At 74.1% G+C, this 15,387-nt stretch carries 14 protein-coding genes; 12 read left to right on the top strand and 2 right to left on the bottom strand.

Annotation, left to right across the window (positions count from 1 at the left end):
• The first annotated feature begins 22 nt into the window (after nt 1-22).
• From OO60_RS27320 to OO60_RS45060, 8 genes are all read left to right on the top strand, one after another.
• A complete protein-coding gene (locus OO60_RS27320; RefSeq protein WP_033262366.1) occupies nt 23-895 on the top strand; it encodes a MerR family transcriptional regulator in 873 nt (290 codons plus the stop codon).
• Nucleotides 896-1,262: 367 nt separating this feature from the next.
• Nucleotides 1,263-2,267 (top strand): Rieske (2Fe-2S) protein, encoded by a 1,005-nt coding sequence (locus tag OO60_RS27315; protein WP_003088715.1) that lies wholly within the window; start codon nt 1,263-1,265, stop codon nt 2,265-2,267.
• 100 nt (nt 2,268-2,367) lie between these two features.
• Nucleotides 2,368-4,329 (top strand): maltotransferase domain-containing protein, encoded by a 1,962-nt coding sequence (locus OO60_RS27310; protein ID WP_033262423.1) that lies wholly within the window; start codon nt 2,368-2,370, stop codon nt 4,327-4,329.
• Nucleotides 4,326-6,008: a maltose alpha-D-glucosyltransferase gene (gene treS / locus OO60_RS27305; RefSeq protein ID WP_004560861.1), complete on the top strand. Its 1,683-nt coding sequence runs from the start codon at nt 4,326-4,328 to the stop codon at nt 6,006-6,008. The genes OO60_RS27310 and treS overlap by 4 nt, the downstream gene beginning before the upstream one ends.
• Entirely contained in the window at nt 6,008-7,036 is a 1,029-nt protein-coding gene (locus OO60_RS27300; RefSeq protein ID WP_033262365.1) for a maltokinase N-terminal cap-like domain-containing protein, read from the top strand. Before treS ends, OO60_RS27300 begins: the two co-directional genes overlap by 1 nt.
• Nucleotides 7,033-7,275, top strand: coding sequence for a hypothetical protein (locus OO60_RS27295; RefSeq protein WP_003100841.1), 243 nt, complete (start codon nt 7,033-7,035; stop codon nt 7,273-7,275). The genes OO60_RS27300 and OO60_RS27295 overlap by 4 nt, the downstream gene beginning before the upstream one ends.
• Before the next feature lie 32 nt (nt 7,276-7,307).
• Nucleotides 7,308-8,201 carry an alpha/beta hydrolase gene (locus OO60_RS27290; protein WP_003100843.1) on the top strand — a complete coding sequence of 298 codons (894 nt, stop codon included), beginning with the start codon at nt 7,308-7,310 and terminating at the stop codon, nt 8,199-8,201.
• Nucleotides 8,198-9,043: a nuclear transport factor 2 family protein gene (locus OO60_RS45060; protein ID WP_051767786.1), complete on the top strand. Its 846-nt coding sequence runs from the start codon at nt 8,198-8,200 to the stop codon at nt 9,041-9,043. Before OO60_RS27290 ends, OO60_RS45060 begins: the two co-directional genes overlap by 4 nt.
• A gap of 59 nt (nt 9,044-9,102) precedes the next feature.
• Here OO60_RS45060 and OO60_RS27280 read toward each other — a convergent pair whose 3' ends face one another.
• Together OO60_RS27280 and OO60_RS27275 are read right to left on the bottom strand one after the other, a co-directional pair.
• On the bottom strand, nt 9,103-9,615 hold the full coding sequence (locus tag OO60_RS27280) for a VOC family protein (RefSeq protein WP_033262364.1): 513 nt from the start codon (nt 9,613-9,615) through the stop codon (nt 9,103-9,105).
• Nucleotides 9,616-9,686: 71 nt separating this feature from the next.
• On the bottom strand, nt 9,687-11,153 hold the full coding sequence (locus OO60_RS27275) for an FAD-dependent monooxygenase (RefSeq protein ID WP_081911267.1): 1,467 nt from the start codon (nt 11,151-11,153) through the stop codon (nt 9,687-9,689).
• 236 nt (nt 11,154-11,389) lie between these two features.
• On the opposite strand from OO60_RS27275, the gene OO60_RS27270 reads away from it, so the two are divergent.
• Genes OO60_RS27270 through OO60_RS27255 form a run of 4 tightly spaced genes read left to right on the top strand, consistent with a single transcriptional unit; the run spans nt 11,390 to nt 15,384 of the window.
• Nucleotides 11,390-12,832, top strand: coding sequence for an ankyrin repeat domain-containing protein (locus tag OO60_RS27270; RefSeq protein WP_003065224.1), 1,443 nt, complete (start codon nt 11,390-11,392; stop codon nt 12,830-12,832).
• 33 nt (nt 12,833-12,865) lie between these two features.
• Complete coding sequence (locus OO60_RS27265; RefSeq protein WP_033262363.1) at nt 12,866-13,174, top strand: muconolactone Delta-isomerase; 309 nt, start codon at nt 12,866-12,868, stop codon at nt 13,172-13,174.
• A gap of 27 nt (nt 13,175-13,201) precedes the next feature.
• Nucleotides 13,202-14,419 (top strand): hypothetical protein, encoded by a 1,218-nt coding sequence (locus OO60_RS27260; protein WP_156081326.1) that lies wholly within the window; start codon nt 13,202-13,204, stop codon nt 14,417-14,419.
• Nucleotides 14,416-15,384 (top strand): methyltransferase, encoded by a 969-nt coding sequence (locus tag OO60_RS27255; protein WP_003077103.1) that lies wholly within the window; start codon nt 14,416-14,418, stop codon nt 15,382-15,384. Before OO60_RS27260 ends, OO60_RS27255 begins: the two co-directional genes overlap by 4 nt.
• Nucleotides 15,385-15,387 lie beyond the last annotated feature (3 nt).

Genomic DNA, 15,387 nt, shown 5'->3' with positions numbered 1-15,387 from the left:
CGGCAGTAGGAACGTGGTGCGGATGGACGTCGACGTGGTGGGTGGCCGGGGTGCCTGGACCCCCGGCAAGGTCGCCGAGCTCCTCGGCGTCTCGCCGGTGACGCTGCGCACCTGGGCGGCGCGCTACGGCGTCGGCCCCTCGCTGCGGGATGACGGACGCCACCGGCGCTACTCCGACACCGACGTCCGGCGGCTGCAGCACATGCAGCGGCTCATCAACCGCGGCCTGCGCGCCCGCGAAGCCGCCGCGGCGGTCTTTTCGGGGCTTGAGGAGGCGGTGCCGGACGTCCCGGCCGCCCGGCGCGTCGAAGAGCTGGAGCAGGCGGCGGAGGACCTCGACTTCGCGTCGCTGGCCGCACTGCTGGACGAGCTGCTCGACGCGCTCGGCCCCACCCGGGCGTGGACGGACGTGCTGGTGCCGGTGCTGAGCCACCTCGGCGACCGCTGGGTGCGCGGCGACGTGTGCTTCGAGTCCGAATGGGCGCTGACCGGCGAGGTTTCGCTCGCGCTGCAGCGCTACAGCGCCCGGTTCGCGAACATCCCGCCGGGCCGGGCGGTGCTGCTGGCGTGCTGCCCGGACGAGCGCCACAGCCTCCCGATGGAGGTGCTGCGGGCGGCGATGGTGGAAACCGGCATCCCGGCGGTGTACCTCGGCCAGCTGGTCCCCGCCGAGACGACGGCCGCCACCGCGGCCAAGCTCGGCCCGGCGGCGGTGTTCCTGTGGTCGATGTCCCCGGGCACGGCCGACGACGGCCTGGTCCGCCGCCTGCACGGCGACGGATTCGACGTCGTGATGGCCGGCCCGGGCTGGGAGAACCTGGCCGGCCGCGAGGTCACGTGGGTGAACGACCTCGCGGCTGCGCTGGACCTGGCGGCAGAGCGGCTGAAGGGGTAGGGCGGCCTCCGCGTGGTGGGCGGGGCGGGGCGGGGAGGTGCGCCTGCCGCCGCCCGCTCCGCAGGTCGCGAATGACTCATTCGGGACGTCGCAGGTCGCGAATGACTCATTCGGGACGTCGCAGGTCGCGAATGACTCATTCGGGACGTCGCAGGTCGCGAATGGCCCACCCGGCTCCGCAGGTCGCGAATGACTCATTCGGGACCTCGCACGTCCCGAATGAGTCATTCGCGACGCTTGCGAGGGTGGGAGGGCCCGGCGGCACCGCGGCGGGCGGCGGTGGAAGCGTTGCGCAATCGCTTCACATGCCTGAGGATGGCTCGCGTGCCGGCCCCTCGGCCGGCCGTGGCGGGCGGGAGCGTGTCTGGTGGACTTCAAGCGGCAGGTGATCGAGCGCTGGCCGGCGCGGTGGCCGGTGCAGCCGTTCCGGGAACCGGCCTGGGCGCGGCAGGAACCCACCTACCGGGACTGCAGCCCCGCGCTGATCGAAGCCGCTGTGAAACGGGCCGGGACCCGGCCGGCCGGCAACTGGTTCGTCTTCGCCGCCTCGCGGGACGTGCGTGCCGAGCGGCCGTCCGGGTTCCGGGTGGCCGGTCGGGAGCTGGTCGCCTGGCGCGGGCCGGACGGTGACCTGCTCGTCGGCCCGGGTGCGTGCCCCCACCTCGGTGCGCCGCTGGACCAGGCGCGGGTGCACTGCGGCGAGCTGGTCTGCCGCTGGCACGGGCTGCGCGTCGGCGCGGGCCGTCCCGGGTGGACGGCCCTCCCGGCCCACGACGACGGCGTGCTCGCCTGGGTCCGGCTCGACCGGGACGGCGGCGAACCGCCCACAGAACGCCCGCCCGTGCCGGTGCGCCCGGACGGGACCACGGTGGACGCGGTCGCGACACTCACCGGCGTCTGCGAGCCGGAGGACGTCGTGGCCAACCGCCTCGACCCGTGGCACGGCGCGTGGTTCCACCCGTACTCCTTCGCCCGGCTGCGCGTGCTGTCGGCGCCGCAGGGTGTCGACGTGGCCGAGGCGGACGACCGGTTCGTCGTCGAGGTGACGTTCCGGCTGGCCGGGAAGATCGGCGTCCCGGTGGTCGCGGAGTTCACCTGCCCGGGCCCGCGCACCGTCCTGATGACCATTGTGGACGGTGAGGGGGTGGGCAGCGTGGTCGAGACGCACGCCACCCCGCTCGGTCCCGGCCCGGACGGCCGCCCGGAAACCGCGGTGATCGAGGCGACGATCGCGGCGTCGGACCGGCCGGGTTTCGCCCACGCTGCACGGTTTGCGCCGGTTCTGCGGCCGCTCATGCGCCGGGCCGCCGCGCGGTTGTGGCGGGATGATCTGGCCTATGCGGAGCGTCGGTACACCCTGCGCGCGCACTGACTGCGTCGAGTTTCCAAAGTCGACCCGGGTTTTCCCTTCGACGGCACCGCTCTTGTCACGCTGAGGACAGGAAGCGGTATCGGCGCGGGAGGTGAGCGCGGTGGTCGGGCGCATCGTGATCGAGGACGTCCGCCCCACGGTGGGGACGGCGGAACACCCGGCCAAGGCGGTGGTCGGCGAGGCCGTGCGGGTGTCGGCCACCGTGTGGGCGGAAGGCACCGAGGCGGTCGCCGCCGCGGTGGAACTGCGGTGGCCGGACGGGTCCAGCCGGCGGACCCGCCTGCGGCCCGACGGCGACGGCGGGGACGGCTTCGCGGCGGTCGTCGTCCCCGACGAACCCGGGGTCTGGACCTTCCGGATCGACGCCTGGAGCGAACCGTGGACCGCCTGGGAGCGGTCGGTGCGCGCCAAGGCCGCTGCCGGGCTCGGGGCGCCCGAGCTGGCCAACGACTTCGAAATCGGCGCGCGGCTGCTCGAACGCGTCGCCGCCCGGCCCGACCGCCGCGCCGAGCGGGAGGCGCTGCTCGACGCCGCCACCGCGGTGCGCAGCCGGGACCTGCCGGTGCGCGAACGGCTTTCCGCCGCCCTGTCGGACGCCGTGCTGCCGGTGATGCGCGAGCACCCCGTGCGGGAACTGTGCACCCGCGGCCGGGTCTGCCAGCTGCGCGTCGACCGCGTCCGCGCCGGCTTCGGCGCCTGGTACGAGTTCTTCCCCCGGTCGACCGGCGGGACGGACGGCACCGGCCGCCCGGTGCACGGCACCTTCGCCACCGCGGCCGCGCAGCTGGACCGGATCGCGTCGATGGGCTTCGACGTCGTCTACCTGCCGCCGGTGCACCCGATCGGCACGGTGCACCGCAAGGGCCGCAACAACTCCGTGGCCGCCGCGGACGGTGACGTCGGCTCGCCGTGGGCGATCGGCTCGGCCGCGGGCGGGCACGACGCCATCGAACCCGCGCTCGGCACCTTCGCCGGCTTCGACGCGTTCGTCGCGCGGGCGCGGGAGCTCGGCTTGGAGGTCGCGCTCGACCTGGCCCTGCAGTGCGCGCCGGACCACCCGTGGGTGCGCGCGCACCCCCAGTGGTTCAGCACCCTGCCGGACGGCACGATCGCCTGCGCGGAAAACCCGCCGAAGCGCTACGAGGACATCCTGCCGCTGAACTTCGACCAGGACCCCGAGGGCATCTACGCGGAGGTGCGCCGGATCGTCGGGCTGTGGGTGCGGCACGGGGTGCGGATCTTCCGCGTCGACAACCCGCACACCAAGCCGCCGGCGTTCTGGCACCGGCTGATCCGGGACGTCCAGGAGGCGCACCCGGACGTGCTGTTCCTCGCCGAGGCGTTCACCCGGCCGGCCCGGCTGTACGGGCTCGCGCGGCTGGGCTTCAGCCAGTCCTACACCTACTTCACCTGGCGCACCACGAAAGCCGAGTTGACGGAGTTCGGCCGCGAGCTGGTCGAGCACGCCGACGAGGCCCGGCCCAACCTGTTCGTCACCACACCGGACATCCTGCCGGCGGAACTGCAGACCGGGAACCCGGCCGCGTTCGCCGCGCGGGCCGCGCTCGCCGCGACGCTGTCGCCGACCTGGGGCGTCTACTCGGGATTCGAGCTCTACGAACACGAAGCACTCGGCGCCGAGGAGTACCGCGACTCGGAGAAGTACGAGCTGCGGCCGCGGGACTACGTCACCGCCCTCGCCGAAGGCCGCTCGCTGCAGCCGTGGCTGAGCCGGCTCAACGAGATCCGCCGCGCGCACCCGGCGCTGCAGCAGCTGCGCACCCTGCGCTTCCACCACGTCGACAACGACCACCTCATCGCCTACTCCAAGACCGACCCGGCGTCCGGGGACACCGTGCTCTGCGTGGTCACCCTCGACCACTGCCACACCCAGGAGGGCACCGTGCACTGGGACTTCGCCGCGCTGGGGTGGTCCCCGGACCAGCGCTGCACGGTGCACGACGAGGTGAGCGGCGAGATCTTCGAATGGGGCCGCCACGCCTACGTGAAGCTCGACCCGCACCGGTCGGTGGCGCACATCGGCTCGGCCGGCCCGGCATGATCCCGCCGGTGCGCGCCGATCCCGGCTGGTTCAAGCGGGCGGTGTTCTACGAGGTGCTCGTGCGCGCGTTCAGCGACTCCGACGGCGACGGCGTCGGGGACCTGCGCGGGCTGCTCGGCAAGCTCGACTACCTGCAGTGGCTCGGGGTGGACTGCCTCTGGCTGCCGCCGTTCTACAGCTCGCCGATGCGCGACGGCGGCTACGACATCAGCGACTTCCGCGGCGTGCAGCCGGAAGGCGGCACCGTCGAGGACTTCGTCGAGCTGCTCGACGAAGCGCACCGGCGGGGCCTGCGGATCATCACCGACCTCGTGATGAACCACACCTCCGACGCGCACCCGTGGTTCCAGGAGTCCCGCCGCGACCCGAACGGTCCCTTCGGCGACTTCTACGTGTGGAGCGACGACGATTCCCGGTACGCCGACGCGCGGATCATCTTCGTCGACACCGAGACGTCGAACTGGACGTTCGACCCGGTCCGCGGGCAGTTCTACTGGCACCGGTTCTTCTCGCACCAGCCCGACCTCAACTACGACAACCCCGCCGTCGCCGACGCGATGCTCGACGTCGTGCGGTTCTGGCTCGACCTGGGCATCGACGGCTTCCGGATGGACGCGGTGCCCTACCTGTTCGAACGCGAGGGCACGAACTGCGAGAACCTGCCCGAGACCCACCAGTTCCTCAAACGCGTCCGGCGGGTGGTCGACGAGGAGTTCCCCGGCCGGGTGCTGCTGGCCGAAGCCAACCAGTGGCCGGCCGACGTCGTCGACTACTTCGGCGACCCGGCGGCCGGCGGCGACGAGTGCCACATGGCGTTCCACTTCCCGCTGATGCCGCGGATCTTCATGGCCGTGCGGCGGGAATCGCGGTTCCCGATCTCGGAGATGCTCGCGCACACGCCGAAGATCCCGTCCGGCTGCCAGTGGGGGATCTTCCTGCGCAACCACGACGAGCTGACCCTGGAAATGGTCACCGACGAGGAACGCGACTACATGTACGCGGAGTACGCGAAGGACCCGCGGATGAAGGCCAACATCGGCATCTGCCGCCGGCTGGCCCCGCTGCTGGACAACGACCGCGACCGGCAGGAGCTGTTCACCGCGCTGCTGCTGTCGCTGCCCGGCTCGCCGGTGCTCTACTACGGCGACGAAATCGGGATGGGCGACAACATCTGGCTCGGCGACCGCGACGGCGTCCGCACGCCGATGCAGTGGAGCCCGGACCGCAGCGCCGGGTTCTCCGCGTGCGACCCGAACCGGGTGTACCTGCCGGTGATCGCCGACCCGGTGTACGGCTACCAGGCGGTCAACGTCGAGTCCCAGCTGGCGGGGGAGGCGTCCCTGCTGCACTGGACGCGCCGGATGCTCGAGGTGCGGCGCGCGCACCCCGCGTTCGGCCTCGGCGAGTACAGCGACCTGCACGCCGGCAACCCGGCGGTGCTGGCGTTCCTGCGGCGGCACGTCGGCGACGACGGCGTGGACGACGTCCTGCTCTGCGTCAACAACCTGTCGCCGCACCCGCAGCCGGCCGCGCTGGAGCTGACCGAGTTCGCCGGGCGGCGCCCGGTGGAGCTGACCGGTTCGGTGCGCTTCCCGCTGATCGGCGCGGAGCCGTACCCGCTGGTGCTGCCCCGGCACGGGTTCTTCTGGTTCTCGCTGCACGACGAAAGGGGACGCTGATGACCGCCGCCCTCGACGACCGCCTCGGCGCCCTGCTCGGCGACACCGAGCTCGCGCTGCGCACCTGGCTGCCCGGACAGCCCTGGGCCGGCCGCCGCGTGGACCGGGTCCGGCTCCGCGTGCTCGGCCGGTTCACCGACCAGCTCGCCTGGGGCGGTCCCGCCGGGCTGCTCACGGTGGCCGAGGTCCGCACCGGCGGCGAGGTCGTGCGCTACGGGCTGCCGCTGGGCCTGCGCGCGCCGCGCACGCCGCTGCCCGGCGTCGTCCCCATCGCGACCACCGGCGAACTGGCCGTGTACGACGCGGCCGCCGACGACCTGCTCACCGCCGAGCTGACGGCGTTGATCGGCACGGGCGCGGCGCGCGACCGCGTCCGGTTCGTGCCCCGGCAGCGGGCCGGGCTGGCGCTGGTGCCGCGGCGCGGGCTGACCGGCAGGCCGGCCGCAGCCGGGCGGGGCGCCACCTCGGTGGTGCTGGGCGAGCGCTACCTCCTCACGCTGTTCCGCCGGCTCGTCCACCCCGACCTGGAGCTGCACCGCGCGCTCGACGCGGCAGGCAGCCCGCACATCGCCCCGCTGCTCGGTTCGATCGAGGGCGACCTGGACGGTGCTCCGGTCGTCCTCGCCGTGCTGCAGTCCTCCGCCACGGACGCCGTGGACGGCCGGCGCCTGGCGGGGCCGGCCCTCGCCGCCGAGGCGGGCGTCCTCGGCCGGGCGGTCGCGTCCGTGCACCGGACGCTCGCCGGCCGGTTCGGGACGATCCCGCTGCCGTCCGGCGGGCTCGCCCAGCGCATCCACGGGGATCTGCACCTCGGGAACGTCCGGCGCACGCCGACCCGCTGGCTGCTGGCCGGGTTCGACGCGGAAGCGGCCGTGCAGTCGCCGCTGCGGGACGTCGAGAGCCTCCTGCGCTCGATCGCCCGCACCGGCCTCGACGGCGACGGCACGGCACGCGACGCGTTCTGCTCGGGTTACGCGGAGATCGCGGGGACGGACCCCCGCGCCGAGCTCGGCCGGGGTCTCCGGTGACGGCGCTGAGCCACCGGGACCGGGCGATCCTGCGCGCGGTGGCCGACGGCCGGGCCACCCTGCGCTGCGGCTGCGCGCCGGACCTGTTCGTGGATGGGGTCGCCTGCTGCGACCAGCACGCGGTGCACGAGCTGGCCCGCGCCGGTCTTCTCGGCCCGGCGCGGCCGGGCATGCCCGGCACGGTGGTCCCGGCCGAGCTGACCGAGCTGGGGTGTGTGGTTCTGAAGGCGGCGTCGTGAGGCGTGCGTGGCGGAACGAAGGGGAGCCAGACATGACAGTTCGGCAGGTCGAGTTCCGATCCGGTGGCGAGACCCTGGTCGGCGACCTCCACCTTCCACCCGGCGACGGGCCGCCGCCACCCGCCGTGGTCGTCGCCGGGTCGTGGACCACCGTCAAGGAGCAGATGGCCGGCCGGTACGCCCGCGGCCTCGCCCGGCGCGGGATCGCCGCGCTGGCCTTCGACTTCCGCGGCCACGGCGCTTCCGGTGGCTCCCCGCGCGACGCCGAACTGCCGGACCGGAAGGTCGCCGATCTGGTCGCCGCCGCCGGTTTCCTGCGCCGGTGCTCCCTTGTGGACACTGCGCGCGTCGGCGGGGCGGGCGTCTGCGCCGGTGCCGGCTACCTGGCCGTCGCGGCGGCCGCGGAACCCGCCCTTTTCGGTTCTCTCGCGCTGATCGCCCCCTGGCTGCACGACGCCGACCTGGTCGGCGAGGTCTACGGCGGCGAAGCCGGGGTCGCCGAGCGGATCCGCCGCGGCGAGGCGGCCGCCGCCGAGTTCGCGCGCACTGGAGCCGTCCGGTACGTCCCGGCCGTCAGCACCACCGACCCGGCGGCCGCGATGCCCGGCCCCTTCCGCTACTACCTCGACCCGGCCCGCGGCGCCGTCCCGCAGTGGCCCAACCGGTTCGCGGAGCTGTCCTGGCCGCACTGGCTGCGGTTCGACCCCATCGCCGTCGCGAGCCGCGTCGCCGCGCCGGTCCTCCTCGTGCACAGCGAGGACGCGGCCCTGCCCGGCGGCGTCCGCAAGTTCCTCGCGCGGCTGGCCGGTCCGTCCACAGTGCACTGGCTGACCGGCACGCAGTTCGACTTCTACGACGACGAACCCACCGTCGCCGCGGCGCTCGACCTGGCCGCGGCGCACCTGGCGGACAGGAGCAGGGGATGACCGCGACCGACCGGCTGGACGTGATCGAGGCGTGCGACAGGTTCGGCTGGTACGCCGACCGCCGCGACTGGACGGCGATGACCGGGCTGCTGGCCGGCGCGGTCCGCCTGGACTACCGCGCGCTGCACGGCGGCGACCCGGCGACCGTGGCGGCCGCCGACGCGGTGGCGGGCTGGGCGGCGGAGTTCGCCGGGTACGCCACCACCCAGCACCTCATCGGCAACCACGTGGTCGCCCTCGACGGCGGCACCGCGGTCTGCCGCTGCCAGGTCCAGGCCACGCACGTGCCCGCCGCCGGTGGGCCGCCGTGGGTGCTCGGCGGCCACTACCGGATGAACCTGCGCCGCACCGGCGGCGGCTGGCGGATCACCGGGGTCACCTTCACCCCGGACTGGCAGACCGGCGGCCCGGTCCCGGCCGCCGGCGAGGACACCGGCAGCACCCGGGCCACCGCGCTGGCGTGGTTCGAGCGCGTGTGCGGCGGCGACGTGGCGCAGGCCGCGGACCTGCTCGGCGACGAGGTCGAGTGGGTCAACTTCGTCGGCGTGCCCGGCCACCACGACTGCATGCCGTGGATCGGCACCTACCACGGCCCGGCCGCCGTGCTGGCCAGCTTCGAAGCGTTCACCTCGGTCTGCGAGGTGAAGCGCAAGGAGCTGCGCGGCCTGGTGGTGGACGGCGACCAGGCGGTCGGCATCGTGCACGAGAAGGGCGTCGCCCGCGGCACCGGCGTGGCGTTCGAGATCGAGTACGTCGAATGCCTCACCGTGCGCGGCGGGCGGATCGTGCGCTGGAAGTCCTACACCGACCCGTGCTCGATCATCCGCGCCCTGCGGTTCTGACCCCCGGCACGAACGAAGCGGGCGGCCCCCGGAGGGACCGCCCGCTTCCGTTTGTGCCGCTACGCCGAAGCGCCGGCGGCGGTGGTGGTGCGGTCGACCGCCACCACCGGGCTGAGCTGCTGGTACAGCTCGATCAGCTCGCCGCCGGGGCCGCGGACGAACGCGACCCGGACCTCCATCTCCGGCTCCCCGTTGATGAACACCTGGGTCGGCGCGCCGTCCCAGTCCTCGATCGGGAAGGCGGCGCCGCCGGCGGACAGGCACTTCGTGTACGCCTCGTCGACGTCGCCGACGATCAGCGCGATGTGCTGCAGCGGCCCGGAGATCGACGTGACGTCGTCGCGGCCGCCGGGGAACAGTTCGATGTAGGTGTGGCCGTCCAGTTCGATGTAGACGCCCCGGTCGCAGTAGAGCACCTGACCGGTGTCGCTGGTCGTCTTGGACCACTCGTAGGTCTTCGCGAAGCCGAGCCCGTCGCGGTAGAACCGCAGGGATTCGTCGACGTCCTTGCAGAGGATCGCGACGTGCATCAGCGTGGCCGAGCCGGGCGGGCGGGACCAGGGTGCCGACATGGGACTACCTCCTCGGTTGGGTACTGCCATCGGGGGTGGTGCGGACCGGGGACCCGGGACGGGCACCGGGGTCAGGAGCGCCGCAGCCAGGCGGCGAGCCCGGCGGGCAGGGTCGCGGCCGCGTCGGCGCCGGCGGTCAGCGCGACGTAGCCGTCGGGGCGGACGAGCGTGGCGTGCGTGGCGTCGTCGGCCGGGAGCACGGTGATCGGCGTGACGCTCGCTTCGGCGGCCTCCTTGACCGCGACGGCGTCGGCGGCCGGCGGGATGACCAGCGTCCAGCCGATGCCGGGCGCCATCCCGCGCCGGGGCGCGACCCGCCGTCCCGGGCCGGGGGCGTGCGGGCCGTCCTCGCCGGGGTAGCCGATGTGCAGGCCGGCCAGCCGGGTGGCGAGCCACGAGCGGAACGCGGGCAGCTGCGCGACCGAGTCGAGCACTTCGTTGCGCAGCCCGATGCTCGCCGGGTTCGTCTGGGTGGAGATCTCGGTGAGCGTGCCGGTGAACCCGAGCACCCCGGCCGCGACCGGGCGCCGCTCGGCGTCGTAGGTGTCCAGCAGGGCCGGGGCGGCGGTGCCGTCGAGCACCGCGGCCAGCTTCCAGGCGAGGTTCAGCGCGTCCTGGACGCCGGTGTTGAGGCCCTGCCCGCCGACCGGGCTGTGCACGTGCCCGGCGTCGCCGACGAGGAACACCGGACCCCGCCGGAAACTGTCGGCCAGCCGCTCGTGCACCCGCCAGTTCGACGCCATCATGACCTCGCGCACGCGGCCGCCCGCGGCGCCCGGGCCGCGCGTGTCGATGACCTCCTGGACGTCCTCGCGGGTGGGCACACCGGCGTCGTCGCCGACCAGCGCCACCACGCGGTAGAGGTCGCCGGGGATCTTCGCGACCGCGCCGAGCCCGCGCGGGGAGAAGTAGAACGTGACGACCTCGTCCTCCGGGCCGTGCCAGTCCATGGTGACCTCGGCCAGCATGAAGGTCTGCGGCCGCGCGCCGCCGGGGAAGCCGACGCCGATCCGGTCGCGGACGGTGCTGTGGATGCCGTCGGCGCCGATCACGTACCGGGCGTCGATCGCCCGCACGACCCCGTCGGAGTCCACAATGGACGCCGTGCTGCCGGGGAAGCTGTCCCGCAGGTCGAGCAGGGACGTGGTGCGGTGCACGGTGCCGCCCAGCGCCGCGTACCGCTCGGCGAGCACCTCTTCGGTCGTCATCTGCGGGATGCTCAGCGCGTACGGGTAGGGCGTGTCCAGCTCCGCGAACGGGATGGACAGCAGCACCTTTTCCGCGTCGCGGACGGTGAACGTGCGGCCCGGGATGGACCGGGCCACCAGCTCGTCGGCGACCCCGATCGCGGCCAGCGACTCGAGCGTGCGCACGTGCACCGCCGACGCCCGCGAGTGCGCCGCGGGCCCGGGCGCGCGGTCGATCACGACGTGGTCGATCCCGAGCGTGCGCAGCGCGCAGCCCATCGTCAGGCCCACCGGCCCGGCGCCGACCACGAGCACGTCGGTGGAGCGGGGTAGTTCTGGGGACAGGGACATGGCGAAACCCTCCTGCGCTCACCCGGCCACCGCGGTGGACGGCGGCTCCTTCCAGCGTCGAGGCGGACCCGTTGGCGGGCAAGGGCGAATGCACGGAGTAGCCCGGCCGGCGCGCCGGTGGCGGCGACTTCGGATAGTGCGCGGCGGCGCCTTGCCCGCCGCGGCCGGGGCGCGGTGTGCTGGGGAGCGGAAAGGCCCGGCACACCACAGTAGACACAACGGCCGAAGGATCTCTCATGGCGGACAGCACAAGCACCCGTGCGGTGGTCACGCAACTGTTCTCCGACGTCGCGTCGGGCAACGTCGAGGGCGTGCTCGCCGCCCTCTCCCCGGCGATCGTCTTCGACCTGCCCGGCAACGAGTTCAACACGATCGTGCCCAACCTGCGCGTGTGGCGGGGCAAGGACGAGGTGCTGGAGGCGTTCCGGCTGCGCACGCTCTACGCCGACGTCACCGAGTTCGAGCAGCGGCAGCTGGTCGTCGAAGGCGACCGGGCGTTCGTCGTCAACTACCAGAAGCTCAAGCACCACCGGACCGGGATGGAGGTGGACTTCGAGTTCGCGATGGTGCTGACCGTCGGCGACGACGGCCTGGTGACGCACTGGCGCGCGTTCTTCGACGCCAGCCCGGAAATCGCGCTGTTCCGCTCCGACATCGACGAGCGGCTGCTCGCCGCGGTCCGCGACGGCGACCGGGAAGAGGCCGGGCGGCTCGTCCGCGACGGCGCCGACCCGGACCGCCGCGACCCCGCCACCGGGCTGACCACGTTCCTGGTGGCCGCCGGCCTCGGGAACGCCGGCGTGGTGCGCGAACTGGTCGACGCCGGCGCCGACGTGTTCACCACCGACAGCCGCGGCGGCGCGACCGCGCTGCACAAGGCGGTCCAGCGCGGCGACCTGGCGACCGTGCGGGTGCTGGTGGACGCGGGCGCGTTCGTGGACGCGGTGGCCGCGACCACCGGCCACACCCCGCTGATGGACGCGCTCTGGTACAAGTGGCCGCACATCGCCCGGTACCTGCTGGAACTCGGCGCCGGCGTCAACCTCTCGACGCACTACGGCTTCTCGATGAAGGAGCACTTCGAGTACGAGCTGAACGTCAACAAGCTCGGCAAGGAAAAGCTGCTCGAAGCCGAGCAGGCGCTGAAGGACCGCGCGAAGTCCGACGAGGACGCCGTGACGGCGCAGGAGCTGATGGCCGCGGTGACCGCGGACGACGTCGAGCGGGTGCGGTCCCTGATCGCCTCCGGCGCCGACGTCGACGCGCGGTACCCGGTCCTCAACGGCTTCAACGACCAGCACACCCCGCTGCTGGTCGCCGCGCGCGACGGGCACGCCGAGATCGCCGGGCTGCTGCTGCGCGGCGGCGCCGACGTCAACGCGACCGAGCCGACGTTCGGGGCGAGCCCGCTGCACAAGGCCGTCTACAACGGACACGCGGCGATCACCTCGGCGCTGGCTTCGGCACCCGGCGCCGACCTGGACTACCAGGGCGCGACCAACGGCTACACCGCGCTGCACGACGCGCTCTGGCACGGCTACGACGACTGCGCGTCGATCCTGCTCGACGCCGGTGCCCGGGTCGACGTCGAGGGGCACGACGGCAAGACCGCGCTCGACATCGCCGCCGAGGTGTTCGGCCCGGACCACAGCCTCACCGCCCGCATCCGGGCGCTCTGAACCGGTTTCGCGCCCACGGAAGGGATCACGCCGATGTTGTTCTACGTCCAGATGAGATGGAACCACGAGGGCCGGATCACCCTCGACGAGCTGTGGGACGTCGAGGCCGACGAGGCCGAGCACGCCCAGGAGACCGTCGACTCCGGGTTCTGCGTCGGGATCTGGAAGGTCGCCGCGCAGAAGCGGGTGATCGCGATCATCGACTCGCCGGACGCCGAGGAGCTCGACCGGACGGCACTCGGGCGGCTGCCGATGCGGGAGTACCTGGAGTTCGAAGCGGTCTGGCCGTTGCGGGACTACCTCGGGTTCGCCGAGGACGTCAAGAAGCGTTACCAGGTCTGAACTCAGCGGAAGGCGGGGAGCACGGTGGTGGCAGCGAGCGACGGCGCCGGGCCGTGGCCCGGCGGGACCGGGGTCGGCGGCGTGAGCGAGGCCGCGGCGCGCGGAGGTGACCGGCGCGCGGCCGTCACGGCGGTGCACGCCTGGCTGGCCGGCGCCCCGGCCCCGATCGGCCCGGCCGCGGTGGCCCGGTTCCCGTTCGCGCCGGTGCTGCGCCACTACCGGGCGGTGGGCCGCGGCTACGCCGGCGACGAGCTCGTCGGCCTGCTGCGGACCATCCACAGCAGACTGTCCGGCGGCCACGCGAGCCGCGCGCGGCTCGCGTGGCCGCTGCCGGACTGGCTGCCGAGCACGGCCGACCAGGCGGGCGGCGGCTACGACGGCTACCTCGCCGTGCCGCTGCTCGACAGCCCGGCCGGCGCCGACCTGCCGCCGCACCGGGCGGCGGCGGACCTGCTGCGGGCCCTGGCCGCCGACCTGCTCGAGCTGGAGGTCCGCGCCCTCGGACGCCGGCCGGGCCGGGTGCAGCGGCAGCGGGCCCGCGCCTGCCTCGGCGTCCTGGCGCGGCTGCGGGCGGACGCGGTGCCGCCGCCGTCCGCCGACGAGGACCTCGCCGAGCTCGCCGCGGCCTGGATCGCCGAGACCGCCGAGACGACGGCGCCGCGGGTGCGGATGGTCACCGAGCTGTCGCTGCTGCCGATGACCCCGCTGCACGACGAGCAGATGTTCGTCCGCTGCCTGCAGCTGTTCGAGACGCTGTACCGCCGGATCGGCGACGCGCTGGCGGCGGCCCGCGATGCCCTGGTGCGCCTGGCGGTCGAGCGCGCGCGGGTGCTGGTCGCCGACGCGGCCGGGCTCCTGGCGCTGTCGCCCGCGCTCTACCGGGTGGTGACCACGATGCCGCCGGAGGTGTTCGCGGTGATCCGGGCGCACACGGACGGCCGCAGCGCGATCCAGTCCCGCGGTTTCCGCCGGATCGAGACCCTGTGCGGCGGTTCCCTGCAGGAGGCGGCGCTGCGGGCGGGCGAGCGGCTCGGCGGCGTCGCGACGGCCCGGCTGTGCGCGGACCTGACGCGGCTGGACGAGGCGTGGTGCGCGATGAAGCGGACGCACTGGGGGATCACGGTGAAGATCATCGGCACGGTCCCGGGCACGGGCGGCACGACGGGCGCGGAGTACCTGCGCCGGGCGGCCGCGGTGCCGTTGTTCCCGGCGCTGGCCGCCCGGCCGGTGGGGGTGCCCGCGTGACCGGGTACGCCGGCCTGCGCCGGAAGATCATGGGCGCGGTGCTGGCCCAGGCGATCCACGCGGTGACCGAACTCGGCGTCGTCGACCGGCTCGCGTCCGGCCCCGCCACGGCGGCGGAGCTGGCCGCGGAACTCGGCGCCGACGTCGATGCGCTGACGCGGTTCCTCCGGGCGCTGGCCGGGGAAGGGCTGTTCACGGTGGCGGCGGGGGAGTACGCGCTGACGCCGGCCGGGGAGCTGCTGCGGTCGGACGTCCCGGGCTCGCTGCGGCACCTGTCGCGGCTGATGACCGGCGAGGCGTACCGGGTCTGGGAAGAGGCGTCGCTGAGCCTGCGCACCGGCGCCCCGGCGTTCGAGCCGGTGTTCGGCGCGCCGCTGTTCGAGTGGCTCGCGGACCGGCCGCAGCGGCAGGCCGAGTTCGACCGGGCGCAGGCCGGCCTGGCCGAAGTGCGCGCGCAGCCGCTGCTGCAGCGGTCGTGGGACGGCGTCGGGCACGTCGTGGACGTCGGGGGCGGGAACGGGGTGCTGCTCGGCCTGCTGCTGGCCGCGCACCCGGAGCTGCGCGGGACGGTGTTCGACCGGCCCGGGGTGGTGCCGGCCGCGGACGTGCCGGAGCGGTGCCGCCGCGTCGAGGGCGACTTCTTCGTGGCGGTACCGGAAGGCGGGGACGTGTACCTGCTGGCGCAGATCCTGCACGACTGGGACGACACGCGGGCGGCGCGGATCCTGCGCAGCTGCCGCGCGGCGATGCCGGCGCACGGGCGGCTGCTCGTCCTGGAGCAGGTGATCCCCGAGGACGGCGGCCCGCATCCGGGCCACCTGCTGGACCTGCACATGCTGGTCCTCCTGGGCGGCCGCGAGCGCACGGAACCCGCCTGGCGGCAGGTGCTCGCCGACGGCGGCTTCGAGGTCCGCAGCGTGACGCCCGGCGAGCGGGCCTCGGTGATCGAGGCGGTCCCGGCATGACAC

The organism is Amycolatopsis vancoresmycina (assembly GCF_000716785.1).
Taxonomy (GTDB): domain Bacteria; phylum Actinomycetota; class Actinomycetes; order Mycobacteriales; family Pseudonocardiaceae; genus Amycolatopsis; species Amycolatopsis vancoresmycina.
The sequence above is the reverse complement of the archived record's forward strand: the minus strand, read 5'-3'. Positions and strand labels throughout refer to the sequence as shown.